We start from the raw sequence: 23,437 nt of genomic DNA on the forward strand, positions 1-23,437 counted from the left end.
ATTTAAGTATCAGTCGCCTTATCCGGTAGAAAAACAGGCAGTGTAAAGACTGCAAATTTTTTTACAGTAATTTTCCCCTAGTTATAATGAACACATGAACCTTATAATTAAGGGAAAACATAAGAAAACACTGATATTTCCTGTGTTTTCAGGCAATTCAGTGTTTTACTCGGATTCATGTTTGGTTGTTGTTTGAGTCTTATAATACTCGGTCAGGATCATGTTAATCTGCTGGGAACGTGTACGATAGTTCGCTTTTGCATCCTTATCAATCTCAGCAACCAGTTCTTTGGACAAAGTAGTATAGACCTGAATATTGTTGGAACTGATAGCCATGTGGCACCTCCGATTCAATTTAATAGAATTATTCTATCATACTTCTTCGGGAGGGGCAATGTGAACTGAAAATTGAAGAATTATTGTTACTGTAAAATTGGAACGGTCGTAAAGAAAATCTATGAATAGAGAACGATAAGAAAGGTAGAACAGACAATGAAGAAAACAATTTTTGAAGAGATGGGCGGTACTTATATCAGACATGGGGATTATCTTATCCCTGCTCTTACCTTACCGAAGGAAGAAGAACAAAGGGTTGTCGGTGTATGGGGACAAAGACATTTGCGGTATTTGAAGGAATACCGCAGATTGCTATATCTGAATATGCTTACAAGCGGCAGGCTGAATGGTTATTTGGCTGATATAGAAGAACAGGCACAGGAACGCTTTGAAAGACTTGTAGAACAGATGAAACAGGCACAAGGCATTACAGAACAGCTAAAGGTGGAAAATGTCTTGGAATGGATAGGAAGAATGAACAATATACAAGTATGTGCGAGGGAGATTGTGGATAAAGAGATAATTTATCAAGAATGAAATGTAAGATAAATAGTGTATAAAATGTAGCAGGGCATCATAAGATAAAATTGTAATTGCATTTTCCACATAGTTCGTGTAAAATGTAATTAGAAAAGCTGTGCATCAGCGGTGGGTTGACACCTAAAATCTGATACGTTTTCCGAACGAAGGTGTCGGAGGTTGGCAGGCAACGGAAAAACCTGATATTTTCCAGACGAAGGTGCTGGAGGTTGGCAGACAACGGAAAAATCAACCATGAGAAGGGAATGTTTAGTGCTGCGGCGTGAACATTCCCTTCTCTAAATTTTATGGGATAAGGATTAAGTTATGGACAAAAGACGTGCAATTCAGATTATGACAAAAGCGGCACAACTATATAAAGAACATCTTGAGGATCAGAAGGTTTTGTTCCTATATGGCTTACCGAAAGAGGTGAATGAGCAATTACAGGAAAGTAATAAGATTTTGTCATCTGTACAGGGATATGAAGTTGTTTTCCATAGATACAATTTTTTACATTTGACAGGAGTTCGATTGAATAAAAAAGAGACAGCTTCTGCAATTCATTTTTACCAGAAATGCCTGGATAAGCGATTAACAGAAAATGATTTTGTTTTTGCAAAAGATGGCTCTACGGGGCAAAAATTGGATATATTGGAACGTATGATGCTTATTAAGAAAAACGTAACAATGATAGGAGAATTTACAGATCGAGGACCGAAATTATATACAGAAAAAGCTGCCGGGAATATATGTGGTTGTATTGGCTTCGTAAAAGATAAAAATACGAAATTAAATGTACCGAACACATTGCTGAAAAAGGACATCAGAGATGTAACAGCACAGCCTACATATAAAGTATTTGCTGTAATATCAAAACACTATACAGATGAGAAATATACAAATCTTGTGAAGATGGACAAAAGTATTGATTTGAAAGAGTGTTGTTTCTCAGAAACAATAGAAAATATGATAGATAGAGAAAATCTATAATGAAATATAAAGAAACCATGCTACTGTTTTTTGTAACAGTATCATGGTTTTATTGTTTGTCGTCTATATTTTAAGTTGATTATTACTTTACAAAATTGGCAATGTTATAATTATCATTGATTTTAGAAGAAGGGAGTATCGAGGGAAATTAGTGGAACTGGTTTTGCAAGCATAGCGTTTGGATATCCAAACGCACTTTGGGAGCCCCCCAAACCCCATTTGTTGGCTTTACAAAGTAGGAATTTTTTGCTCAAGATAAAAAGAGAGTGCGTAAGCGGAAAGAAATCAAATTATGCTTACGCACTTTGTGCCTCACTTTTGCTCGGTGGTTAGCAGTTTGTGAATTATTGGGATGAAGCAATATAACTGTTTTGAGAAAACGGGATATTTTTTATATTAGTAGTTTAAACATTATAGTTCTGTGTTGTGCGATTTTTGCCTGGATTGAACAGGATGTTTTTTTTGCAATTCCTGTTTCCTCTGATATTCAAGTTCCCAGGTACGATGAGAGAAGCTATAGGGATCTTCCATATTGAGATCATCCACTTCATGGGTTGCGATATCACGATAGTGATAGTCATAATATTCACCAAAAGTACCTTTGAGCTGCTCAATCAGTTTCTCTCGGAAAGTAGGTCGTATCTGGATTCTGGCATCCAGTAATTCTGTATATTGCTCTGGTTTAGGCCGGAGTTTTTCCTCTTGGAAAGCGACAGCATCTTTTTCAAGCTGCTCTTTGAGAGCCATATCCTGAGAATCGAGAATATCCAGATTCTTATCCATCTGGTCGTATTTTCTGGAAAGGCTCGCCATATCTTTCTCTGTGGAGCATTCAGCCTGAAACAGCAGCTGTTCTTTGGCAGATTTCAGTTCCTCGATTTCTTCTGTTACGGTTGTAAGCTGCTGGTTTAACTTTATATGCTGGAAAGGATTTAGAATACTGGTTTTACTTTTTTGCACATTTAGTTCTTTCTTTTCAGTAACTTTCGCTTTGAGCTTTTTCTTAATGGTATCATATTTATTTAGGATAGGACGAAAATGCTGCATCCAGTCATGGATCACTTCTTTTTGCATTTCATTATGAAGTAAATGATATTGTGTAAAAATCATATGATTGCGGATTGCTTCTAATGTTTCTGCAATTACCGGAATAGATTTTTCGACAGCTTGAACCAATTTTTTTATCTGTGTTTTTAATTCCCGTAGTATTCTGTTATCCGCACGAACCCGACGGTTGATTTCACACCGGTCTGCTATCATGCCTTTCTTTTCCATATTCTGGGCAATGTAGCCTTCGTGGATGGTTGGCTGTTCAGTGATTCCCTGAGCTGCAAAACTGCGGTGATCAATGGCGGCATTTATCTGATTAAGGGCAAGCATTTTATTTACGGCATCTGCCCAGTTTGCTCTCCAGAGGCAGAGCTGTTCCTCACTGTTCCATTGTTCGGAAATCGGGTTTTGTCTGCCATACCGGGTGCTTTTTGGATGTTTGTCGATACGTTCATAACCTTTCTCCTGTGCTGCCGAGGGAGTCAGATATACTTTCTTTTTCCCAGCTTTATAACGATACTGTTTTTCCCAGCCCTCTTTCTGAGCATCCTTAAATTCAGAAGCAGTAAATCCCTTTTCCTCTCCATCTTTGATGCATAGATATTCTTTTTCGGTTTTATACTGCCATGTTCCGTTTTCGTTTAATGGACGGACAGTAAGTAGAATGTGTGCATGGGGATTGTGACCATCTGTATCGTGAATGGCGAAATCGGCACACATTCCCATATCTACAAAATTCTTTTGAATAAAATTCTGAAGAAGAGAAATATTGCTGTCTTTATCCAACTCAATAGGGAGTGCGACAACAAATTCTCTTGCCAGTCGGCTGTCTTTTGTTTTTTCAGCAGCTTCTACAGCATTCCAGAGTTGCTCCCGGTTTTTCCATTTAGGCGGAGCCATAGGGGGAAGCATTACTTCCTGATAGATCAGTCCATGTTTTCGGGTGTAGTCATGCTGGATGCCATCGTAATCATTGTATATGCGGCTACAGCTCATATAAGCAGATGCAGCGACAGCAGACCGCCCGGAACCACGGCTGACGACCTTGGCTTGCATATGATAAATTGCCATATCTGGCACCTCCTTTCGATGTTGCCTGCAACAGCGGATAGCCCTCGGCAGAGCGCACGAGCCCCGTAGGGGATACCACCGCCCGATTTATCGGGTGGTGAGTAAGTGCGCCCTTCGGGAGTAGAACTTGTGTATTTACATTCCTCTTAGCCGGAGCATCAGCTCCCGCTTTAGGGTATCTAAATCCATTTCTTTAATATGTGGAGCAATGCTTTCCAGAATCGCTCCTTCTTGAATCAATCTGCGTGTTCTGGCATTACGTTCCTTTTTACGGTTTCTTGCTTCGATTTCTTCCAGTCTGTGTTTTGCCTGTAAAAGCACTTTTTCTTCTGGTGTCATAATTCTTTTATTTGCCATATCTGGCACCTCCTTTTTATGCCCGTATCCGGGCGATTTAGTTTTAAAATCTTGTGGTTTAGTACTATAGTTTTAGATAACTGACAGTGGCATGTCTCTGGTGATAAATAAGAAAAGAAAGTAGTACTACTGTCAGTGAAAAATAGTTATTGTGCGATGCTGCTTTGTTTCAACTCTGGTTTGAAGTGTGATTATCTAACAGAATTTTTTTCGTTTTTTTTAAATTAGCTGTTGCATTGTCCTGACGGATATTCCGGTTATTGATACGGATGGGAACACATCTCTCCAGAATCCGGTCATAAATTCGCTTGTGTGCGATATCAGCGGCGTTATTCAGCTCTGATAAAGTGAGATTGGTTGTTATGATCAGGGGCTTTTTACTGCGGTAACGGCTGTCAATCACATTGAATACCTGTTCCAGTGCAAAGTCAGAGTTCCGTTCAATTCCGAGGTCATCAATGATCAGAAGGCTGTAGCGGTTTAAGCTGTGGATGAACTGATTCCTGTCTTCAAAATGCATTCCGGTAAGGGTATTCAGAATCCGGGAAAAGTTGGTCATCAGTACCGGGACGCCTTTTTCCAGAAGGGCATTGGCAATGCAGCCTGCAAAGAAAGATTTTCCAGTACCGACATCGCCCCAGATGAGAAGTCCGGAAGCGTTTGCTTTCATCTCTTCCCAGTTACTTACATAATTGTGTGCAAGTTTCATTTCCGGATTGCTGCCGTTATCTTTGGCAAAGGTGTAGTCATAAAGTGATTTGTCCTGTAAGCCGCTGGTTTTGAGATGCTCTATTTCCATTTGCTTTTCATGAAGTTTTCTCTGGGCTTCCTCCTGTTCAAAGATCTCCTGCTGGCACTTACAGCGGATGGAAGGAATAAGAACCTTTCCCTGTAATTCATGCCTGCACTGTCTTGGCGTATTGCATTTGGAACAGTAGATCAGGTGATTTGTTTCGTTAAAATATTCATCAGACTGAAGCTCTCTGTTTGGTGTGATAGCTGTTGGTTTTTCTGTAAATGTTGTCATAATGTTTCGTATTCCTCACTTTCATAATTTCGTTGCCGGGAAACAGGATGATCCTGTCTTGCCCAACGGATGATGGTAGCTGCATGGTTTTGGTATTGCTTTCCGGTAGAAGCCATATAACCGGATAAGCGTTCCATATAGTCCTGCCAGTCAGGGATTGTCTGCCGGATATTTTCCAGCTCCGTCTCTGACAGAAAAACATTTTGAAATGTTCCATAGGGTGAGCGTGGCTCTTTACTCCCTCTTATTGTTAAATGGTTCTTTTTTATCTCTTTCTTATTACTGGACAGTTTTCTGTCTGTATCAGGGAAAGAATCCTGTCTGTCAATAGGACAGTTTTCTGTCTGTCTTGAGGAAAGAATTCTGTCTGTATTGCTGAGGGTTTCTTTCGGGATTTTTACATAGATCCGATTAGGGTGTCCGGGTCCCTGCCGTTTTCGGAAGATAAGCTCTTGTTTTTCCAGTACTGCCAGAGCAGTTTTCACCGTCATCTGGCTTTTGTGGAGAACTTCTGCCAGTGCTTCAATCGTAAAGTAGAGGAACACATGACCATTTGTATCTGACCAGCCCTCATTTTTCTGGGAAAGCCTTGCACGGTCGAGCAGGATCATATAAAGCATTTTGGCAGTTTCGTTTATTTCCATGTCCAGAAGAAAACGGGGAAACATCATATAAGATGGCAGGCTTGTGTCTGCTGTCAGAAAGTCCGTCATGTGTTCACCTCCAATCACAATGGTTTATTCTCCAAGAAAATCCCAGTCTATATCACGATCCGGCTGTTCTTTTTCAGGAGCTGGAAAGGGCATCCTGATGGGGGATTCCCTTTCCAACATGCCTGCAGTCAGCCCGGACAGAAAAATCGGCAATGACTGTTTCAGGCTGTGTTCTACTGCTTCTACAATCTGTTTCACAAAAAGTTCTTCCCGTTCCCTTGTTTCCAGATAGGGATCAGCCTGAGTGCGGTAGTAGCGGTCAAAATAATCGACCAGTGCAAGGGAGATTACCTGGCTGTAAGATTTAAAATTCTGTCTGTCCATCGTCTGTAAATATTCCCAGGCTCTCCGCTGCTGGTCTTTGTCCAGATTAAATCGCAGGTTTGTGTTGCGGATATGGTTCTGCATGGCTTATCCCCTCCTTTTCAGGCTCATATAAGCCAGAGATTCATAACCTTTGGCAGTGGCACAGATATCATCAAGGATGGTAACTCGTGATTTGTCATACGCTCCAAAGTTACGGATCAGGCATCCACCGCCTCCGACCACATACAGGCGCATCAGGCCAGGATTGTATTCATATTTGCGGAGCGTGGCAAAAATATCTGTGACATACTGTCTGGCAACAGCAGTAATACAATCCAGATAAGACGCTGAAATGTCAGCGGTTCCAAACCGCAGAATCTGCTCTACGGTAGATTCTTCAATCTTTACTCCGAAGTTGTCCAGAACAGCGTTTTTAGCGGCAATCATGCATTGGTTTACGCCAAACTTTTCTGTCCAGCACCGGCTTTCCTGTGCTTTCTTATTATTGATATACAGAATGTTCATGGTTCCGTTGCCGATATCTGCAAGAAGATTTGTCCCCTTGAAATCTCCAAGTCGGTTTACGATAGCCGGATATCCCTGCGGGTAAAGGCTGCATCCCACAAAACGGAGATGATACTCTTTGCTGTTAAATCGGTAATGGACTTCTGGATTCTGGAGCAGATAGGAACGGAAATCTTCTCTCTGGTTTCTGATCCATGTCAGAGGAAGCCCGGCAGCCAGATGAACGTCTGCTTCACGGATGGAAAAGACATTCAGTTCCCTTGCAATCGCCATGAGAGTTAGAAGATAATATTCTTCGTCCATAGCTTTATCTGGGATAAATTCTTTGTGTCCTTCGCCAATCCGGTAGTAAATGCCGTTATATTCCAGAATATTCCCGGTGAAGATGGGTTCTGTTTCATAGGCTTTGATTCCGGTTGGTGTGACGGTATTTGCTGTTTTCATGTTGCCGTAGCCGTGATCTACAGCAATGATTTTTGTGTTTCTGAGTTCTCGCATAAAAAACACCTCCATTTTCGTATTGATTAATTCAGCAGGCTGTACCGGTGTGGTACTGCTTTGCTGTGAGATAAGCATACGAAAGTTGGAGGAAAAAGACATTGAGGGAAAATTGAGTTGGAATTGAAAAATAGGATATAATTTTGTAAAATAGAGCAATTTCTTTAGTTTTTTATAGCCCTGCATTTTTTTGTTATAAACGTTCATTAAATGTTGACATGTTATTATATAAATGGTAAAATTGTACAATAAAATGTGGAAAGTTGGATGGAATTTATTGAATTATAATAAAACTAATCGTACTTAACTGGCGGCTTATGTATTTGTAGAACTTAGAATAATAGAAAATTTAAAATATTATCAATTTTTACAGCTGTTGCAATGCTTTCAGTAGGAACAACAGTTTTTGCAAGTCCTTAACTGTTGTTTGATAAGGAGTGTAGTTTTATACAAATAGTGATATTATTGCAAAAAACTAGGATTTTATAAAAATAAAAAAATCAAGTCTATAGCTGTTTGAAGTGAGGAGAAAAGCGTATGAGAAATGTGTTGGCAACGGACATAAAAAACAATATTCGAAGCATTCGCTTTATTTTGGGGATTTTTCTAATCGTTTCGGCTACCCTGATGTCTGAGCATGAGATGTTGCAGAAGATCATAAATGCAGGCGGATCTGCAGAAGGACCAGGCTGGTTCGTAGCATACACCTATTGTATGAACAGCGTTAATATGCTTCTGTTTGTTCCCATTGCCGTTGCTTTTGCGGGTGGAGAGAATACGGAGGCTGAGCTGCACAGTCGTTTTTTTCTGTTCAGTTATATCCGTTCAGGGAGAAAACAGTATCTCGTAGGAAAAGCAGCAGGATTGTTGGTCTCCGGAGGTTTGACAGCTTTTTTAGCCATGGTGTTCCTTCTTGTAATCTGTATACTGAGGTTCGGTCAGTATCCTTCTCTGATTGACGGAAATTATGAGATGGCAGTGCTTGTGGGCAGAACGGCGGTAAGCTTTCTGAGATTGTTTTTAAATGGCGCTTTTTGGGCGCTAATTGGCGGTACGTCGGCTGTCATAACAAAAAATCGCTATATGTCCTATGCCGTTCCTTTTATTCTTTATTATGTCCTGACCGTATTTCAGGAGCGTTACTATCAAAAAGCATTCTTTCTGAGTCCCCGCTATTGGGCGGCGTCTATTTACTACAATGATATCTTCTGCATTGCTATATTAGCGGTTGGAAGTTTTTTAACGGCACTGATCTTTATGTGCGCAATAGAAAGAAGGTTGCGGTATGCGTGATATTAAACAGGCTTTTTGGATTGCAGGCCAGAATTTCTATGGATGGAAAAAAAGTCCGAGGATCTGGATGACCTTTATTTTGGCAGCTATATTATGTCTGATGCTGTCGGATCAGATTATTTCCCATGCGATAAAATATGAGACAATCCTTCAGGTATTCGAGCCGTTTATTTGGACATATGGGGATGCATCCTCTGTTATGCTGTCCTCCCTGCTTTTAATCCTGCTCTTTGCGGACATGCCATTTATCAGTCAGGCAACTCCGTATTGGCTTGTACGCACAAAACGGAAGATATGGCTTGCGGGTCAGATTATCTATGTGATCCTGGCGACTGTGATCTATAATATTTTTTTGGCTGTGATGCTTGGAATTATGGGAGCTCCCTTTTCCTTTACGGGAAATGTGTGGAGCGAAACAGCGGCAATGTTGGGCTATGGCGGTGGGGAGAGCATAACCGTTCCTGTTTCCATAAAAACAATGGAAAGCTCAACTCCTTATATGTGCGCAGCAATAGTGTTTGGACTTGTACTTTTATATACTCTTTTTATCGCAGTTCTCATGTTGTTTTTAAATCTGGCTGCGGGAAATATGGCAGGGGTGATCGGTGCTTTTGCAGTCAGTCTGTATGGGCTCCTGCTGAACCCAGATGTTTTCCGGAAACTGTTTCATTTTACAGAAAGTCAGGAATATAGGGCGAACGTGTTCTGCGGCTGGCTGTCTCCGTTGAACCAAGCTACCTTTCCCATGCACAGCTTTGGTTATGATTACCTGCCAGGGATCGGGATGAGCATGTTCATATTTGCAATATTAATCATAGCGCTGATCGGCTTGTCAGCCGTCCGAATTAAGGGCTATAATTTCTCTTTTACGCAGACAAACGAATAAATGGAGGGCAAAATGGAATATGCAATCAGGTTGAAGGGACTGACAAAATCCTTTCAAAAAGAAAAAGTATTAAAGAACATTACCCATGATTTTGAAAAAGGGAAGATTCATGGGATTATGGGGTTTAACGGTTCAGGGAAAACCGTAATGTTTAAATGCATCTGTGGATTTTTACAACCTGAGAGCGGCACAGTGCTCGTAGGGGGAAAACAGATCGGGAAGGAGCTGGACTTTCCAGATTCCGTAGGCATTATCATTGAAAACCCTGGCTTCTTTCTGGATCTCAGCGGTTTTGCGAATTTAAAGAGACTGGCGTCTCTGAAACACCGTATTTCCGATGACGATGTGAGGGCGACGATGCGTGCCCTAGGGCTTGATCCTCTGTCTAAAAAGAAGGTAGGACAGTATTCTCTTGGAATGCGTGAACGTCTTGGTATCGCACAGGCAATCATGGAAGATCCGGAGCTTTTGATATTGGACGAGCCTTTTAATGGTCTGGACAAGCAGGGGGCAGGAGAGGTCTGCGAGCTTTTGCGGGGATTAAAGGAACGAGGGAAGACTATTCTTATCGCAGCACATAACATGCTGGAGATCGAATGGCTCTGCGATACGATCTGTGAGATGGATGCAGGTGTCCTGACGCAGATAAAATAAAAATACGGGGGAAAGAATATGGGAAAGGTATTAATTAAATGCATTCAAACACCAATGCAGAAATATTTTTATGATCGTTCTTTGGATTCTGTAGTTATGGTGAATGATGAAGAATATCAGATATTAAAAACTGTGGAAAAGACAAAATTGGTTCCTGATGGAGTGTTAAGACGGTTTGTGAAAAGCGGATTATTGCGTGAGACTGCGATAGAAGAAATTGAGCATCCTGAGACAGAAAACTTACATTTGTTGGCAGAACATTATATGGGCAATCTGATTTTGCAGGTAACTCAGCAGTGTAATTTGAGATGCAAATATTGTGCATATTCTGGAAACTACTATAATCGTTCCCATACGTCAAATAGGATGGATTTCGAGACAGCCAAAAAAGCAATAGACTTTTATTTGAAAAGAAGCGAAAAAGCGGATCAACTTGCATTATCATTTTATGGGGGTGAGCCTCTTCTGGAATTTGAATTGATTAAGAAATGTGTTTCCTATATTTTACAACGTAAAGGGGATAAAAAAATTCTTTTTACTATGACGACTAATGGGACTTTAATGACAGAAGATGTCATAGAATTTTTGGTAAAATATGAGTTTAATCTTATGATTAGCCTTGATGGTGATAAGAAAAGTCACGATATAAATCGAAGATTTAAAACAGGAAAAGGTTCATTTGACATTATTTTAGAAAATTTGAGTAGACTGAAAGCTTACAATGAAGAGTACTATTCAAAAGTTTTGTTTAATTGTGTTATTAGTTCTTCATCAGATCTTGAAAATATATATCGATTTTATTCGGAAGAAGAGCTGTTTGAAGCAGGGACAGTGAATTTCAATTATGTAAATCCAGTTGGTTTAAAAGATGAGACATTGTCGCGCATAACACAAAAAAATTTCAGAGTACATCGACTAGCATATATAAAGATGATTTTATCTGTATTAGAGAAGCGAAAATGGGATGCACAAAGTCGATTGTTGCGAAGAGAACTGCAAGATATTGAGTTATTATATGAACAGCTACATAGTCATGTTGCTGAAGGCAAAAAAACACATCATGGTGGTCCATGCATTCCTGCAGTTAGAAGACTATTTGTGGATACAAAAGGTGAATTTTTTCCATGTGAAAGAGTTTCGGAAGAAGATTCAGAAATGTGCATCGGAAGTTTGGATTCGGGATTTGATTTTGATAAAATGAGTTTCCTACTTAACCATGGTAAGATGATTAAAGAAAAATGTTTAGGATGTTGGAATTTGAGAATGTGTGCATATTGTTTGGCGCAAATTCCAAAATAAATAAGGTAGTCTGTTTCTAAAAAATATACGAAAACGTTAATAGTGTCAGGAAGGTATTTATAAGTTAAAGAGTTTATAATTGAAGTTTCGTGAAAAAGCGACAATTCTATAAGATATATGGAGGAAAAATGAAAAAAAGTGTTCTAGCAATTATGGTAGGTGCGTTGTGTATTATTCTTTCCAGCTGTCAGGAAACACCAGAGGAGAGTTCGGTAGTCAGCAAAGTGGATGGGATTAGCGAGGCGGCTGTCTGTGAACCTCTTAAAAAAGGAGAAAAGAGAGAGACAAATGTTCCAACGCATTGGAAATTTGAAGAAAAGAAAAGCAACGACCGTGTGGTTATCCAGGCAGATATTAAGTTGGGCGAACAAAGCATTGGCAATCTTCCAGTCATAGAGATGCAAAATCACGAGTTAACGCAGGAAGAACTGAATGGATTGATTGATTATTTTACGGACGGTGAGGAACTATATATGCCACAGATGGTGACAAAGGATGCGTATCAGGAAGTGTTAGACAGGATTTCCAGCAAGGAAGGAAGTTACTTGCAATCAGCATATTCTACATCGATTGCAGGGATTCAAAACGCAACCCGAGAGGGGATGGAGCTTGCACCGGATGAAGCGTCTGCACCGGAAAAGATGGAGATAAAATTTCAAAAAAAAACAGAGGATCACGGTGTGGAAGCGGCACGGAGTTGGATGAGTACTGAATTGGAAAACACAGATACAGAGGATTATTTTACTGCAGATGTGGGCGAGGACAGGAAGGCATATATAGAAGCAGAGCGGTATAATCAGGAAATTGACAATGACAGTAGTTTTCTCTGGATGGAGGGTTCTAATTTTATAGAAGAAGAAACAATAGAAACTGAGGAAATGCAGAGTGAGTATTACAGTAGCTTTGGCATGGATACCAACGGCTATACAGAGAAATTTCATGAACTGGCAGATGCGTATCGAAAGTGCATGGACAAGATCACCTTTACAGAGGAAGATGGAAAGGAACAGGCAGAACAAGTTTTAGAGGATTTAGGTATCGATGGAATGGGCCTTGTAGATTCTGATCGTACCGTGTGGTTCCCGAATGGCGCATGTTCAGAGCGCAATGGTCTGGGACTTGGTAGTGATGCTTTGTGGCAGGGAGATCTGGATAGAGGATTACCGGGATATCTGTATTGTTTTTCGAAAAGTGTAGAGGGTATTACTTCAGTTCCTGATGGCGTGGTTGCGGAAGAAACAGTGGATAGTTATGTGCCTCCGTTCCAGGTAGAAACAATCTCTATTCTGATAACAGAGGAAGGAATTAAATATTTTAAATGGGATGGGATATCGGAAGAAGTCTGTACGGTGACGGAAAATACAAAGCTTCTGCCTTTTGAAAAAATACAGGCAAAGCTGACAGATCAGATTTTTTATTGGTATTCCGGAAAAGGCCAGTCTGCCAACGACACTACCGCACTGGAGTATGATGTGGTAAACGCAAAATTGCAGTATACTTATACCACAGCCTATCAGGAGCCGAAACACGCATGGTTGGTTCCAGCATGGATTTTTACTGTCAGGGAAAGTATTGGTGGAAATTCTCTACAGGAGCTTTCTTATGTGATCAATGCTTATGATGGCAGTGTGATTGGAGAAGCATATTAGGGTTCAGCGACACTTGAATTTTTATTGACCATAGAATTACAAGGTTTATCATGAGAATAATAAATATGCGATATTTGGCTTGGATATATAACAGGTAAGAATAGGAATAGTGCAAATGATTAAGCTCGCATTGATTGATAACGGTATACCTTATCATATGAGAAATAACAGGAATCAAAGGATTGTTCATAAATCTTTTTTGGCTTCTAAATGCGATCCAAGTGAGTATAAAGACGATAAATCATTCCATGGCGCTGTATGCGTCGGAATTATCACAAGCATATGTAGTGATATAGAATTATGGGACTTGAATGTGACTGACTCTGCAGGAACAACACAGATCACAGTTTTGCTGGAAGCTTTGGAATGGTGTATTCAAAATAAAATAAAGTTAATTCACATGAGTCTTGGAACAATCAATTATTTTGATATTAAACCCTTATGGATTCAAATAAAAAGATTACTTGATGCTGATGCGATTATAGTAGCAGCATATCATAACAGAAATATAAAGACTTATCCAGCTGCATATCCAGGTGTTTTTGGTGTCAGGCAGGATCGTTATGGTCTTTTGGGAAATGGTCAAATTCTGTTTCAAGAACAAAAAGGTTATAATATTGAGAATTCTATTATAGCAAATTTTTCGTGGAATGGGATCGTAAATCAAGCCAATAGTTATGCGGCTCCTGTTGTCACTGGACATATTGCTACATATTTAAACAGAAAGCCCACAGCAGGATTTGATGATGTTATGGACTTTTTGATGACTATAGCAACGCATAAATCTGATTATCCGGATATACTAGAAAATGTAATAAGGGATAAAACCAATATAGAGATACCGGTAATTGCCGGTATTGATTTAGATTACGAGGAAATGATACAGCTAAAAGTGATGTTTAGTCAGAACGGTTATTACGCAATAAATCTGCAGAAAAATCCTTTAGATGAAAATGTAATTCCTTTAGAATATTATGACGATTCCAATGAGTCATTGAACGATATCCTTTATACAGTATATATAGCTTATGAACCTGATATTATTCTTTTGAATCAAGAGGAAGAAATATTTGAAAGTAGTAAGGCATCAGATATAGATATGTATATTGTGCGTAAAAATAATATGTATGAATTGTATGCAGAAGATCGAATAGGAATAACTTACAATATAGAGGATATATATGAGCTTGTTTGTCAATATTTTGCTTAACGAATAGTGAGGATGGCAATTGGATATGAGAGAAAATGGGAAAACATGGTATCGAATTTGTAAAATGTTGTGTGAATATAAAAAGTATTTTCCAGGGATTATCTGTTGCCTTTTGGGTTCATCATTCATAACGTTTATACACCCACTGCTTATAAGACAAATAACAGATTGTGGTATATTGCAGAAAAACATGAAATACATTCTTTTATTTTCTGTTATATTAATAATAATTTCTTTAACCCAGCAAGAGTTAAATATAATCCAAACAAAATTATTTTCAAATGTACATAATCAGTTTACACATTCTCTCTATAAAAAGACTTACTGGAAAATCAATAGGATGAAAATACAGTATTTTGCTGAAAGAGGAAGTGCAGAGATTATAAATACAATTGGTATGGATATTGATAATGTGTCATCTGTTGTGGATCAGATTACTCAGTTTTCTATATCATCAATTCTCCAAATAATAGGAGGAGTAGTTGGGCTGTCCTTATTAGACTGGAAATTAGCAATATTGATAGAAGCAATTATTCCACTGAAATTTATAATAGTGTCCTATTGTGCAAACAAGAAACGGGAAGTGTTTGAACAGTGGATTGAGGATAAACGAAAGTTTATGAGTTGGTTTGCCGAGTGTATAAATGGAATTCATGAAATGAAGCTCTGGAATCTGTTTCAGGTAAAAAAATCTCAATTTGAAGGTCTGCAAAAAGATTTGATGGATTCATATAAAAAGAACGCAATGCTAGATGAATATAGTACTGTCAGTGTTGTAGTAATAGACACGGTTGTAAATGCGTTATTATATATATTAAGTGGGCTTTTTATAATAAAAGGAGAATTCACTATAGGCGGAGCATTTGCTTTTATTACATATTGAACAAGCAGAGGAGCATATTTACAAGTTCTCAGGCATTGATGAAGGCAATATACCTAGACTATAAAAAATTTGAGATAGGAGGAGCGAAAAGTGTCAAAAAAAGAAAAGTGATCCTTATGTAAACGCTCCATGTCTAAGAAAAAATGGAAATGGACAAGCGCCTAGTCTTGGAGTGTATCTCAAAACTAGGCGTTTACATTATTGAGGCAATATATTTTACAAGTGTTTGTAGGAACCGTTAGTGCTTGGTGAGAAGAATACTTTTTGCCAGAGCAATTCCAGCTTGTGGATACAATTCTTGAATTGCTTGATATTTTTCTTCAATCAATTCGGGTTCGTCTGCCCATATATCCTCATAAATTTTCAAGGCTTTTTTAAAATGGGTTTTCGCTTGCGAAATATTTGCAGTGATCAGGCAGATACTTCCAAGGGATTCCTGTACCTGGGCATAATCCAAACAGTGGTTTGAATTATATTCTTTGATAATCTGTGCTAATTTCTGAAGAGCAGACAGGGCAAGGTCAGGTTCTTGTATTTCAATTAAGAGGACAGCATAATTATTAATCTGAGGAATACTGTCATTAGTATAAAGAAGCTGGTATTGTTGTAAAAGAGAGATACCCATTTTCATGTGCCTTTTAGCGAGATCAAGTTGTCCGTTGATTCGGTAAAGCCCTCCAAGATTGGAATGGAGGTTGGAAACCAGGTGGGCATTTTCTTTTGTGGTTTCTTTTATTTGAGCAAGTGCTTCTTTTTCTAATTTTATCGCTTTTTCTGTTTTGGGTTCCAGAGTTGCCTGATAATCCAATAGTAAGGCACGGTCAGATGCAGTCCCGTAAGTATTTGCTTTTATAAAATGCTGTAGTTCCTGGATGATTTTTTTCATACCCTTTTGATAGTGGTACTTCTCCATATATGGAAAAACATCTTCTAAAAATAACAGGTATTGGGGAATATCGTCCTTTTCAATGAAAAGCATGATGTTTTCTACTGTTTGAAATAATTTTTTATAATAGCTAACTTCAATGCCATGCATCAAACATATTTTTTGCAGAGAATCCAATAACGTGTGGCAGCTTGTAACAGAAGGTGCGGTCTCGGAAACTGCAATTTCCTGAATCATTGGATGCAGAGAAATAGTATGCCGGAGACTTGACTGTACAAAACCTGTCTCGATCAGATCATTCACGTCATTTAAAGTAGGCAGCTCCAGCCATTTGGAAAATATACGGGCAGAAATACCAGATGAAGGCATAAAACACATATTGCACATAATATCCTGCTGTTTCCGTGATAAGGAGTATAACGAAAACAGGGTATGGATATGGTTGTAATAGGTGGCTTTTTTGCTCTGACCATCTTTCATTACTTTAATCTTATCTTCATTATGAAGAGAAGCCTTTTCCTCTTGAAGTTTTATCAATAATTGCTCTGGAGTTAAAATTCCATTTTCCAGAAGTTTGGCTGCCAGTTCGACAGCAAAAGTATGGTAGTGTACAGTTTCTATGATTTTTTCTACGATTGCCCGGTTTTCCTCTGCTTCTGAATAAAATACAGATGTCAGTTGAAAAAGAGTGGGTATATCTTTCAGTTCTTTTAATTGAAAACTACAGTATTCAGACAGTTGGCTTCTGGTTGTAAATAAAACCCGGCAACGGTATTTTAATACGACTGACAGGCAACTGTCCTGTGTGGATGTGACATTAAAATTGTCTATGATCAGCAGTGTATCAGATTTCAAAGAGCGTAAGAAACGGTTATGTCTTTGAAAACGTTCCTGCTCACTGATTTCTGGTGGATCATCAATAAAATCCATGTCTACAATATCTTGATATAGATTACCGGTGTATTCCATATAGAGAATATTGGTGTACTGTTTTCTGTATTGCTTTGCATAGGCTTTAGCAAGCTCGCTTTTTCCAATTCCGGCAATTCCATAAAGAAATATATGTCGGTTCTCTTCAAACAAAGTATGGAGTTCATCCAGTTCTTCTTCTCTTCCTAGAAAATGACGGCATGGTTTTGGGACTTCGCTGTCCATAATGTAATCCAGAACAATCGGAGATAGAACACCTCCTGCAATCAGTTTTTGATTTCTTGTATCACGTTTAATAAATTGCCGTTCCATACCAAAAGAAAGTACTTTTGCTAAAAACAACAGCCTTGAATCAGAAGGTTTATATAGAGATACAAGTTCCTGCTTTTTTGTATCCGAAATCGTATCGTCCTGTATGAATAACGTGTAAATGTCCTGTATAACCATGTTGCAGTCTGCCATTAAGGGAAGTAAGTTCCGCTGAATGGTTGTTGCCAGTTTTTTCTGATTGCTGGGTTTTGCATAATATGAGGTTATTTTGGGACTGATTTTTGCTTGTCCGGTTATCCAGCGGCAAATTAGACCATTATCCATAGAAAAATCTTCATTTATCGGATCATTCATAAAATCTTCAAATAATTCGTATAAAAAATCAGGTTGGTTCATCTGATTGCTTTCACTGATTTGATTTTTTAGGCATGTGCTAATAGAAGAAAAATCACATCGTTCCAACAGAAATCCCTCCTTTGGTTTTCGTGTTTTATATTCTTAAAGTCTTTTTATTATAACACGAACAAATGTTCCGGACAATAGGAATTGATACTGTATAGGAAGAAAATGAATCTTAAAAACTCAATCTGCGGTCAATTTCAATTCAATGTGATTGGTGCAGAATAATTTTAGAATGTAATCAGGCTTTCGAAAGCCGAATTCAATTCATACAGAACTTTTGTACAATCCTGCCGGCATAGGATGTAGAGAGAACTGTATGCTGAAGGAGGCATATAGCATGAATACGTTATTTGATTCTGTAGAAGTTCTGGATACAAAAAAAGAAATCCAAAAAGAGAATGTAAGCTATGAACATGCAGGATATCAGATTCGAGTGCATTTTAATGGGGAAAAGACATTGATCCAGTGCATTCAGAATCTTACTGAACGAAAAATTGCAGGTTGATTTTCTTAAGTTCTTGTTGTAAAATAAAGACAATTAAAGACAATGACTACGCAAGACCGATGAAAAGAGGGATAGAATGTATCAGGCAGGAATTTATTGCCGAATTTCCATTGAAGAGCAAAATAAAGAGGGTGAATACAGCAATAGTATTCACTCTCAGATTCAGATGGCAAGAGATTATATTGCAGAGAATAAAGATATTGCAGAGAAAAAAGTTTATGTAGACGATGGGGCTTCTGGAAGTAATTTTGAAAGAACTGAATTTCGGAGGATGCTGGCAGATATTGAGCTTGGTGTTATCAATATGGTGATTTTTAAGGACGTATCTCGACTTGGAAGAGAACATATTGATACCAACTATTATCTAGGCAAATATTTCCCGGAGAAACAGATTCGGATTGTTTCGATTCTGGATAATTATGATTCAGCCGTTGGAACTTATGATGAAATGTTAGAAATAAAAACTTTGCTGAATGATATGTATTTGAGAGATACATCCAGAAAGATTAAGACAACGATTCAGACCAAAAGAAGTATGGGCGAATATACTCCGAAACAGCCCCCCTTTGGATATGTGAAAAGTAAAACAATTCATAATCATCTGGAAATTGATCCTTATGCAGCCGAGGTTGTTCGAAGAATTTACAGAATGTATCAAAATGGATTTGGCTGTACGGTTATTTGCAGGACTTTGAATGAAGATGAAATCCCTTGTCCCGCAAAATATAAAAAGGAAGTTTTAAAAACCAATTATGTATGGGATTCGGGAAAAGGTCTGTGGACATCGTCTACTGTAAGTGGAATTTTAAAGAATCCGGTCTATACTGGGGCGGTTGTGATTCGGAAACATGAAAGACCGTCTTATAAGCTGAAATACAAAAAGGCAATTCCCCTGGAAGAAATGGAGCTGGTGCCGGATGCACATGAGGCAATCATTTCTAAAGAAGAGTTTGATAGGGTTCAGCAAATAAGAAAGGGGCGCAGAGTTTCCTATTTTGATAAAAACAATGAACCACATAAATATGTGGGACTGCTCTTTTGTGGGAAATGTAAAACAGCCATGCGAAAACGTTATCTGGCATCTCATAAAGACTATGACGGATATATGTGTGGTTTTCATCAGAAGCAGGGGCAGAATTACTGTGAGCTGAATCATATTACATTTGAAAAGCTGGATGAACTGGTTGTATTTGCAATCAACCAGCAATTGAAACAGATGAAGATGGATATGAAGAATCTGGAAACTCAGATCAGACAGAAACAGCCGGAACTGGATGGTAAAATTGCAAAATTGCAGGCAAAAATAGAAAGAAATCTGGAATACCGGAAACGAGCATATGAACAGTTTATGGATGAAGTACTTTCCAAAGAGGAATATCTGGAATTAAAACAGATGTATGAAACAGAGAATCAGAAATATCAAAAAGAATTATCAGAACTGAACCATGAAGAGCAAAGGCAGCGGGCGGCGGTCAATGAAACAAAGATATGGTTGGAGCACTTTAATCGCAGAAGAATAACGGTAAAGCAGCTTACCAGAGAAGCGCTTGTGGAGTTAGTTGATAAAATTTATGTATATCCAGAGCAGAAAATAGATATATATTTTAAGTTTGCTTCAGTAGAGAGTTCACCAGATAGAATACTTGAGAAAGATGGGGTGATATGATGTATCAGATGGGTGTATATTGTCGTCTGTCGAAGGATGATGGAGAGAATAAAGTTAGTGAGAGTATTGAAAATCAGATGAAACTGATTCGTGAGTATGTGACTAAATCAGAGGATCTGGAAATCGCAGATATTTATATTGATGACGGTTATTCGGGGCTTTATTTTGCGAATAGACCGGAATTTCAGCGGATGATGGAGGATATCTACAAAGGGAAAATTCAAGGCGTTATTACGAAAGATATTTCCCGGCTTGGGCGTGAACATATTGAAACCAGTAACTATATTGAGCGTGTTTTTCCATCTTTGGGTGTGCGTTATATTGCAATTTTGGATGGCGTGGATTCTGTTCATCACAGTAATGAAGAATTGGCACAGTTTAAGACGTTGTTTAATGATATGTATAGTCGTGATATATCTAAGAAAATCAGAGGTGCATTGACCGCCCAGAAGAAACGGGGACAGTTTATGTCTGGGTTTGCCCCATATGGATATGTAAAAGATCCGGCAGATAAGCATCATTTTCTTGTAGATGAAGAAGCAGCTAAAGTGGTACGGAGAATCTTTTATATGAGTTTGGAAGGATATTCCAGGGATGGTATTGCAAAGAAACTGAATCAGGAAGGAATTCTGACACCGTCAGAGTATAAGAGAAAGGTGCAGGGATTGAAATATGCCAATGCATTAGAAAAAGCGGGTGCAAAGGGCTGGGCATATCCTACGATCAATGTAATTTTGCGAAACAGAGTTTATACAGGGGCTATGGTACAGCATAAATCAGAAAAGATATCCTATAAAGTGGAAAAGTATCAATATATTCCAGAGGAACAGCAGTATATTGTGGAAGGAATGCACGAAGCAATTATTAGCAAAGATACTTTTGAGCAGGTACAGGAACTTATGAAGAAAAGAACACGGACACCGGGATTTAATAGCGAAGTGAGAAAGGTAAATCCATACGCAGGAATTATTGTTTGTGGAGATTGCGGATATAATTTCCAGAGGGTTACTTGTCGGGACGGTTATGAGTGCGGTACCTATCACAAAAAAGGAAACACAGTTTGTTATTCTCATTTCATTAAAAAAGAAGTATTGGATTCTATTGTAAAAAATGAAATCCAAAGACAAGCGGAACTGGCACTGAAAGAAAGTGATAAGGATGAAATATTAAAAGTAGCAGATAGGAAGAAGGAGGTGCAGAGACGATGTGCAGAAGCAGACCAGCAGATTGAACGGTTACAAAAAGAACTTGCGGCTGTCCAAAAGTATAAAAAGAAAACTTACGAAAATTATGTAGATGGTGTTCTGGATAAAGAAGAATATCTCTCCTATAAGGCAGAATATGAAAAGCAGGATAAAGATATCAGGGCGAAGATTCAGTTGGCAGAACAAGAGAAAGACAGCTTTGGAGAGGCAGAAGAATCTTATGAAAACTGGATAGAGAAATTTATCAAGTATGGAACATTATCCGAAGTGACAAGAGAAATTGTGACAGAATTGATTGAAAAAATTGTTGTGAATGGAGATAAGAGCATTGATATTGTATTTAAGTATCAGTCGCCTTATCCGGTAGAAAAACAGGCAGTGTAAAGACTGCAAATTTTTTTACAGTAATTTTCCCCTAGTTATAATGAACACACAGAGGGGATTCCCTTCTGGAAAACTATATTGATACAGTTGCGGCCATGGGGCGGACTGTGATCGTTACAGGAACCGGAAATAACGGCAGCCAGCCCTGGCATGCAGGAGGAATCCTGCAGCAGGGGAAAACAGAAGAAATCCAGCTGGCGGTGGGAGCTTTTGAGCCCACATTAAATGTACAGTTATGGAAGGATTATGAAGATGAGATGGAAATTTATCTGGAAAGTCCGTCCGGAGAACGGATCGGTCCATTATATGAAAGGCTGGGGCCACAGCGGCATCTGCTGGAAAATACAGAGCTTCTGATCTATTATGGAAAACCCGGTCCCTATCAGCTGTCCCAGGAAATCTACATAGATTTCATTCCTGAGGGTAATTATGTGGACAGCGGTGTCTGGAAAGTTCTTTTAAGTGGAAAACGTGTGCGCTCCGGGCAGTATTTCCTCTGGCTGCCGGGTGGAAATGTACTGAATCGCGGAACCGGGTTTTATTCTCCGCGGGCTGTGGGAACTTTGACGATTCCTTCCACTGCCGGAAAAGTTATTTCTGTTGGAGCTTATGATTCCAGACAGAATGCCTACGCAGATTTTTCCGGAAGGGGAAGTCAGTTCCTGCCGATCCGGAAGCCTGACCTCGCAGCTCCCGGTGTATCCATCTCCGCTCCGGTTCCCGGCGGAGGCTACGCCACTGTCACCGGAACCTCCTTTGCGGCACCCTTTGTCAGCGGAAGCGCAGCTCTGCTTATGGAATGGGGGATCGTGAAAGGAAATGATCCGTTTCTTTATGGGGAAAAGGTGAAGGCGTATCTGAGGAAAGGCGCACAGAGTGTGGGCGGATATGAGGAATATCCGAATGTGGAGGTGGGATGGGGACGGTTGTGTCTGGCAGAGAGTATCCCATACGGCATATCCTGAACATATAGAAACGGACAGGATTTTCAGATACGAGCCTTGTGATCCTGACATTGAATATGAAGATGAATTCAGTTACTGTCAGAGATGCTAGTGCAAATGGCGAAGCATTCACGCATAATGTAGATAAACAAAAACACAAATATAAAAAGAAGGAGGATTGGGTATGGGGTTATTTGATAAGAAGATCTGTGATATCTGCGGAGAGAAAATAGGTTTATTAGGCAACAGAAAACTGGATGACGGAAATCTGTGTAAGGATTGTGCAAAAAAATTGTCACCATGGTTTGAAGACCGGCGACACAGTACGGTAGAGGATATAAAACGTCAACTGGAATATCGTGAAAAAAACAAAAAAGCCGTAATGGATTTTTGTATAACACGTCAGATCAATACCAGAAATTACAATGTTTTTATTGATGACAATAAGGGGAATTTTACTGTTGCACGGAAGCTGGATGTCAATGAAAATCCGGATATAGTTCCTTTATCCGCTGTTGTGCAGTGCAGAGTTGATGTAGAGCGACAGCAGAACGAGGAAACATATACAACAAAGGATGGAGAAACCGTAAGCTATCAGCCACCGGTATATAAGTATGAATTTGATTATACTATGCGTATTAAGGTAAAAAATCCATGGTTTGATGATATGGATTTTCGTTTGAATACTTTTTCCATAAGCAGCGATAACAGAGGTGAATTGATGGAAGTGGAGCAGACAGGTCATCAGATCATAGCCGCCCTGACACCAAATGCGGTTGGAATGCAGCAGTCCGGAATGAACATGAACAGTGGAATGCAGCAACCCGGGATGCAGATGAACAACGGAATGCAGCAGCCCGGCGGTTTGTGGAAATGTCAGTGCGGTGCAGAGAATACCGGAAGGTTTTGCGAATACTGTGGCCAGCCAAGACCATTTTGAGTGATGATAGACAGAGTGGACAGAATTGTTCACTCT

General features: G+C 39.2%; 22 protein-coding genes. 14 read left to right on the forward strand and 8 right to left on the reverse strand.

What is annotated here, in order from left to right; translation table 11 throughout:
* Positions 1–165: 165 nt before the first annotated feature.
* Positions 166–336, reverse strand: a complete 171-nt coding sequence (locus BLP57_RS17785; protein WP_005428285.1) for a hypothetical protein — start codon at positions 334–336, stop codon at positions 166–168.
* Between the two features lie 156 nt (positions 337–492).
* Between BLP57_RS17785 and BLP57_RS05000 the strand changes: the two genes are divergently transcribed.
* Complete coding sequence (locus tag BLP57_RS05000; RefSeq protein ID WP_005428283.1) at positions 493–873, forward strand: TnpV protein; 381 nt, start codon at positions 493–495, stop codon at positions 871–873.
* 309 nt (positions 874–1,182) lie between these two features.
* Positions 1,183–1,848 carry a PBECR4 domain-containing protein gene (locus BLP57_RS05005; protein WP_092069860.1) on the forward strand — a complete coding sequence of 222 codons (666 nt, stop codon included), beginning with the start codon at positions 1,183–1,185 and terminating at the stop codon, positions 1,846–1,848.
* Between the two features lie 411 nt (positions 1,849–2,259).
* Here the strand turns inward: BLP57_RS05005 and mobQ are convergent, their stop codons facing one another.
* The 6 genes from mobQ to BLP57_RS05035 form a co-directional block, all read right to left on the reverse strand.
* Entirely contained in the window at positions 2,260–3,969 is a 1,710-nt protein-coding gene (gene mobQ, locus BLP57_RS05010) for a MobQ family relaxase (protein WP_023924145.1), read from the reverse strand.
* Positions 3,970–4,104: 135 nt separating this feature from the next.
* A complete protein-coding gene (locus BLP57_RS05015) occupies positions 4,105–4,326 on the reverse strand; it encodes a hypothetical protein (protein WP_005428277.1) in 222 nt (73 codons plus the stop codon).
* A 169-nt stretch (positions 4,327–4,495) separates the two neighbouring features.
* Complete coding sequence (locus BLP57_RS05020; protein ID WP_005428275.1) at positions 4,496–5,353, reverse strand: ATP-binding protein; 858 nt, start codon at positions 5,351–5,353, stop codon at positions 4,496–4,498.
* The gene (locus BLP57_RS05025; protein WP_005428274.1) at positions 5,350–6,066 is read right to left on the reverse strand and encodes a replication initiator protein A; all 717 of its coding nucleotides are present in this window, start codon (positions 6,064–6,066) and stop codon (positions 5,350–5,352) included. Before BLP57_RS05025 ends, BLP57_RS05020 begins: the two co-directional genes overlap by 4 nt.
* Positions 6,067–6,090: 24 nt before the next feature.
* Complete coding sequence (locus BLP57_RS05030; protein WP_005428271.1) at positions 6,091–6,474, reverse strand: hypothetical protein; 384 nt, start codon at positions 6,472–6,474, stop codon at positions 6,091–6,093.
* Positions 6,475–6,477: 3 nt separating this feature from the next.
* The gene (locus BLP57_RS05035; protein WP_009245410.1) at positions 6,478–7,395 is read right to left on the reverse strand and encodes a ParM/StbA family protein; all 918 of its coding nucleotides are present in this window, start codon (positions 7,393–7,395) and stop codon (positions 6,478–6,480) included.
* Between the two features lie 537 nt (positions 7,396–7,932).
* On the opposite strand from BLP57_RS05035, the gene BLP57_RS05040 reads away from it, so the two are divergent.
* From BLP57_RS05040 to BLP57_RS05070, 7 genes are all read left to right on the forward strand, one after another.
* Positions 7,933–8,688: a hypothetical protein gene (locus BLP57_RS05040; protein ID WP_005428267.1), complete on the forward strand. Its 756-nt coding sequence runs from the start codon at positions 7,933–7,935 to the stop codon at positions 8,686–8,688.
* Positions 8,681–9,574: a hypothetical protein gene (locus BLP57_RS05045; protein WP_005428264.1), complete on the forward strand. Its 894-nt coding sequence runs from the start codon at positions 8,681–8,683 to the stop codon at positions 9,572–9,574. The genes BLP57_RS05040 and BLP57_RS05045 overlap by 8 nt, the downstream gene beginning before the upstream one ends.
* Positions 9,575–9,586: 12 nt before the next feature.
* On the forward strand, positions 9,587–10,228 hold the full coding sequence (locus BLP57_RS05050) for an ABC transporter ATP-binding protein (protein WP_009245407.1): 642 nt from the start codon (positions 9,587–9,589) through the stop codon (positions 10,226–10,228).
* A gap of 18 nt (positions 10,229–10,246) precedes the next feature.
* Positions 10,247–11,527, forward strand: a complete 1,281-nt coding sequence (ccpM, locus tag BLP57_RS05055) for a Cys-rich peptide radical SAM maturase CcpM (RefSeq protein WP_015526201.1) — start codon at positions 10,247–10,249, stop codon at positions 11,525–11,527.
* Between the two features lie 128 nt (positions 11,528–11,655).
* Positions 11,656–13,176, forward strand: coding sequence for a DUF6034 family protein (locus BLP57_RS05060; RefSeq protein WP_005428257.1), 1,521 nt, complete (start codon positions 11,656–11,658; stop codon positions 13,174–13,176).
* Positions 13,177–13,291: 115 nt separating this feature from the next.
* The gene (locus tag BLP57_RS05065) at positions 13,292–14,386 is read left to right on the forward strand and encodes a S8 family serine peptidase (protein WP_009245400.1); all 1,095 of its coding nucleotides are present in this window, start codon (positions 13,292–13,294) and stop codon (positions 14,384–14,386) included.
* Positions 14,387–14,450: 64 nt separating this feature from the next.
* Positions 14,451–15,269: an ABC transporter transmembrane domain-containing protein gene (locus tag BLP57_RS05070; protein WP_242872555.1), complete on the forward strand. Its 819-nt coding sequence runs from the start codon at positions 14,451–14,453 to the stop codon at positions 15,267–15,269.
* 238 nt (positions 15,270–15,507) lie between these two features.
* On the opposite strand, the gene BLP57_RS05075 is transcribed toward BLP57_RS05070, so the two are convergent.
* Complete coding sequence (locus tag BLP57_RS05075; RefSeq protein ID WP_005428247.1) at positions 15,508–17,751, reverse strand: tetratricopeptide repeat protein; 2,244 nt, start codon at positions 17,749–17,751, stop codon at positions 15,508–15,510.
* A gap of 343 nt (positions 17,752–18,094) precedes the next feature.
* Between BLP57_RS05075 and BLP57_RS05080 the strand changes: the two genes are divergently transcribed.
* From BLP57_RS05080 to BLP57_RS05100, 5 genes are all read left to right on the forward strand, one after another.
* A complete protein-coding gene (locus tag BLP57_RS05080) occupies positions 18,095–18,262 on the forward strand; it encodes a hypothetical protein (RefSeq protein ID WP_009245398.1) in 168 nt (55 codons plus the stop codon).
* A gap of 76 nt (positions 18,263–18,338) precedes the next feature.
* Positions 18,339–19,928, forward strand: a complete 1,590-nt coding sequence (locus tag BLP57_RS05085) for a recombinase family protein (RefSeq protein WP_009245397.1) — start codon at positions 18,339–18,341, stop codon at positions 19,926–19,928.
* Positions 19,925–21,517 (forward strand): recombinase family protein, encoded by a 1,593-nt coding sequence (locus BLP57_RS05090; RefSeq protein WP_005428244.1) that lies wholly within the window; start codon positions 19,925–19,927, stop codon positions 21,515–21,517. Before BLP57_RS05085 ends, BLP57_RS05090 begins: the two co-directional genes overlap by 4 nt.
* Before the next feature lie 95 nt (positions 21,518–21,612).
* Positions 21,613–22,482 (forward strand): S8 family serine peptidase, encoded by an 870-nt coding sequence (locus BLP57_RS05095; protein ID WP_092069863.1) that lies wholly within the window; start codon positions 21,613–21,615, stop codon positions 22,480–22,482.
* A gap of 163 nt (positions 22,483–22,645) precedes the next feature.
* A complete protein-coding gene (locus tag BLP57_RS05100) occupies positions 22,646–23,401 on the forward strand; it encodes a DUF4428 domain-containing protein (protein ID WP_092069866.1) in 756 nt (251 codons plus the stop codon).
* Positions 23,402–23,437 lie beyond the last annotated feature (36 nt).

Origin of the sequence: Blautia sp. SF-50 (assembly GCF_900101315.1) — a bacterium.
In the GTDB taxonomy this organism is placed as follows: Bacteria; Bacillota; Clostridia; order Lachnospirales; family Lachnospiraceae; genus Blautia_A; species Blautia_A fusiformis.

Excerpts from the sequence above, each read along its gene's own strand:
- BLP57_RS17785 (WP_005428285.1), bottom strand. The coding sequence starts at position 336 with ATGGCTATCAGTTCCAACAATATTCAGGTCTATACTACTTTGTCCAAA.
- BLP57_RS05000 (WP_005428283.1), top strand. The coding sequence starts at position 493 with ATGAAGAAAACAATTTTTGAAGAGATGGGCGGTACTTATATCAGACAT.
- BLP57_RS05005 (WP_092069860.1), top strand. The coding sequence starts at position 1,183 with ATGGACAAAAGACGTGCAATTCAGATTATGACAAAAGCGGCACAACTA.
- mobQ (WP_023924145.1), bottom strand. The coding sequence starts at position 3,969 with ATGGCAATTTATCATATGCAAGCCAAGGTCGTCAGCCGTGGTTCCGGG.
- BLP57_RS05015 (WP_005428277.1), bottom strand. The coding sequence starts at position 4,326 with ATGGCAAATAAAAGAATTATGACACCAGAAGAAAAAGTGCTTTTACAG.
- BLP57_RS05020 (WP_005428275.1), bottom strand. The coding sequence starts at position 5,353 with ATGACAACATTTACAGAAAAACCAACAGCTATCACACCAAACAGAGAG.
- BLP57_RS05025 (WP_005428274.1), bottom strand. The coding sequence starts at position 6,066 with ATGACGGACTTTCTGACAGCAGACACAAGCCTGCCATCTTATATGATG.
- BLP57_RS05030 (WP_005428271.1), bottom strand. The coding sequence starts at position 6,474 with ATGCAGAACCATATCCGCAACACAAACCTGCGATTTAATCTGGACAAA.
- BLP57_RS05035 (WP_009245410.1), bottom strand. The coding sequence starts at position 7,395 with ATGCGAGAACTCAGAAACACAAAAATCATTGCTGTAGATCACGGCTAC.
- BLP57_RS05040 (WP_005428267.1), top strand. The coding sequence starts at position 7,933 with ATGAGAAATGTGTTGGCAACGGACATAAAAAACAATATTCGAAGCATT.
- BLP57_RS05045 (WP_005428264.1), top strand. The coding sequence starts at position 8,681 with ATGCGTGATATTAAACAGGCTTTTTGGATTGCAGGCCAGAATTTCTAT.
- BLP57_RS05050 (WP_009245407.1), top strand. The coding sequence starts at position 9,587 with ATGGAATATGCAATCAGGTTGAAGGGACTGACAAAATCCTTTCAAAAA.
- ccpM (WP_015526201.1), top strand. The coding sequence starts at position 10,247 with ATGGGAAAGGTATTAATTAAATGCATTCAAACACCAATGCAGAAATAT.
- BLP57_RS05060 (WP_005428257.1), top strand. The coding sequence starts at position 11,656 with ATGAAAAAAAGTGTTCTAGCAATTATGGTAGGTGCGTTGTGTATTATT.
- BLP57_RS05065 (WP_009245400.1), top strand. The coding sequence starts at position 13,292 with ATGATTAAGCTCGCATTGATTGATAACGGTATACCTTATCATATGAGA.
- BLP57_RS05070 (WP_242872555.1), top strand. The coding sequence starts at position 14,451 with ATGTTGTGTGAATATAAAAAGTATTTTCCAGGGATTATCTGTTGCCTT.
- BLP57_RS05075 (WP_005428247.1), bottom strand. The coding sequence starts at position 17,751 with ATGAACCAACCTGATTTTTTATACGAATTATTTGAAGATTTTATGAAT.
- BLP57_RS05080 (WP_009245398.1), top strand. The coding sequence starts at position 18,095 with ATGAATACGTTATTTGATTCTGTAGAAGTTCTGGATACAAAAAAAGAA.
- BLP57_RS05085 (WP_009245397.1), top strand. The coding sequence starts at position 18,339 with ATGTATCAGGCAGGAATTTATTGCCGAATTTCCATTGAAGAGCAAAAT.
- BLP57_RS05090 (WP_005428244.1), top strand. The coding sequence starts at position 19,925 with ATGATGTATCAGATGGGTGTATATTGTCGTCTGTCGAAGGATGATGGA.
- BLP57_RS05095 (WP_092069863.1), top strand. The coding sequence starts at position 21,613 with ATGGGGCGGACTGTGATCGTTACAGGAACCGGAAATAACGGCAGCCAG.
- BLP57_RS05100 (WP_092069866.1), top strand. The coding sequence starts at position 22,646 with ATGGGGTTATTTGATAAGAAGATCTGTGATATCTGCGGAGAGAAAATA.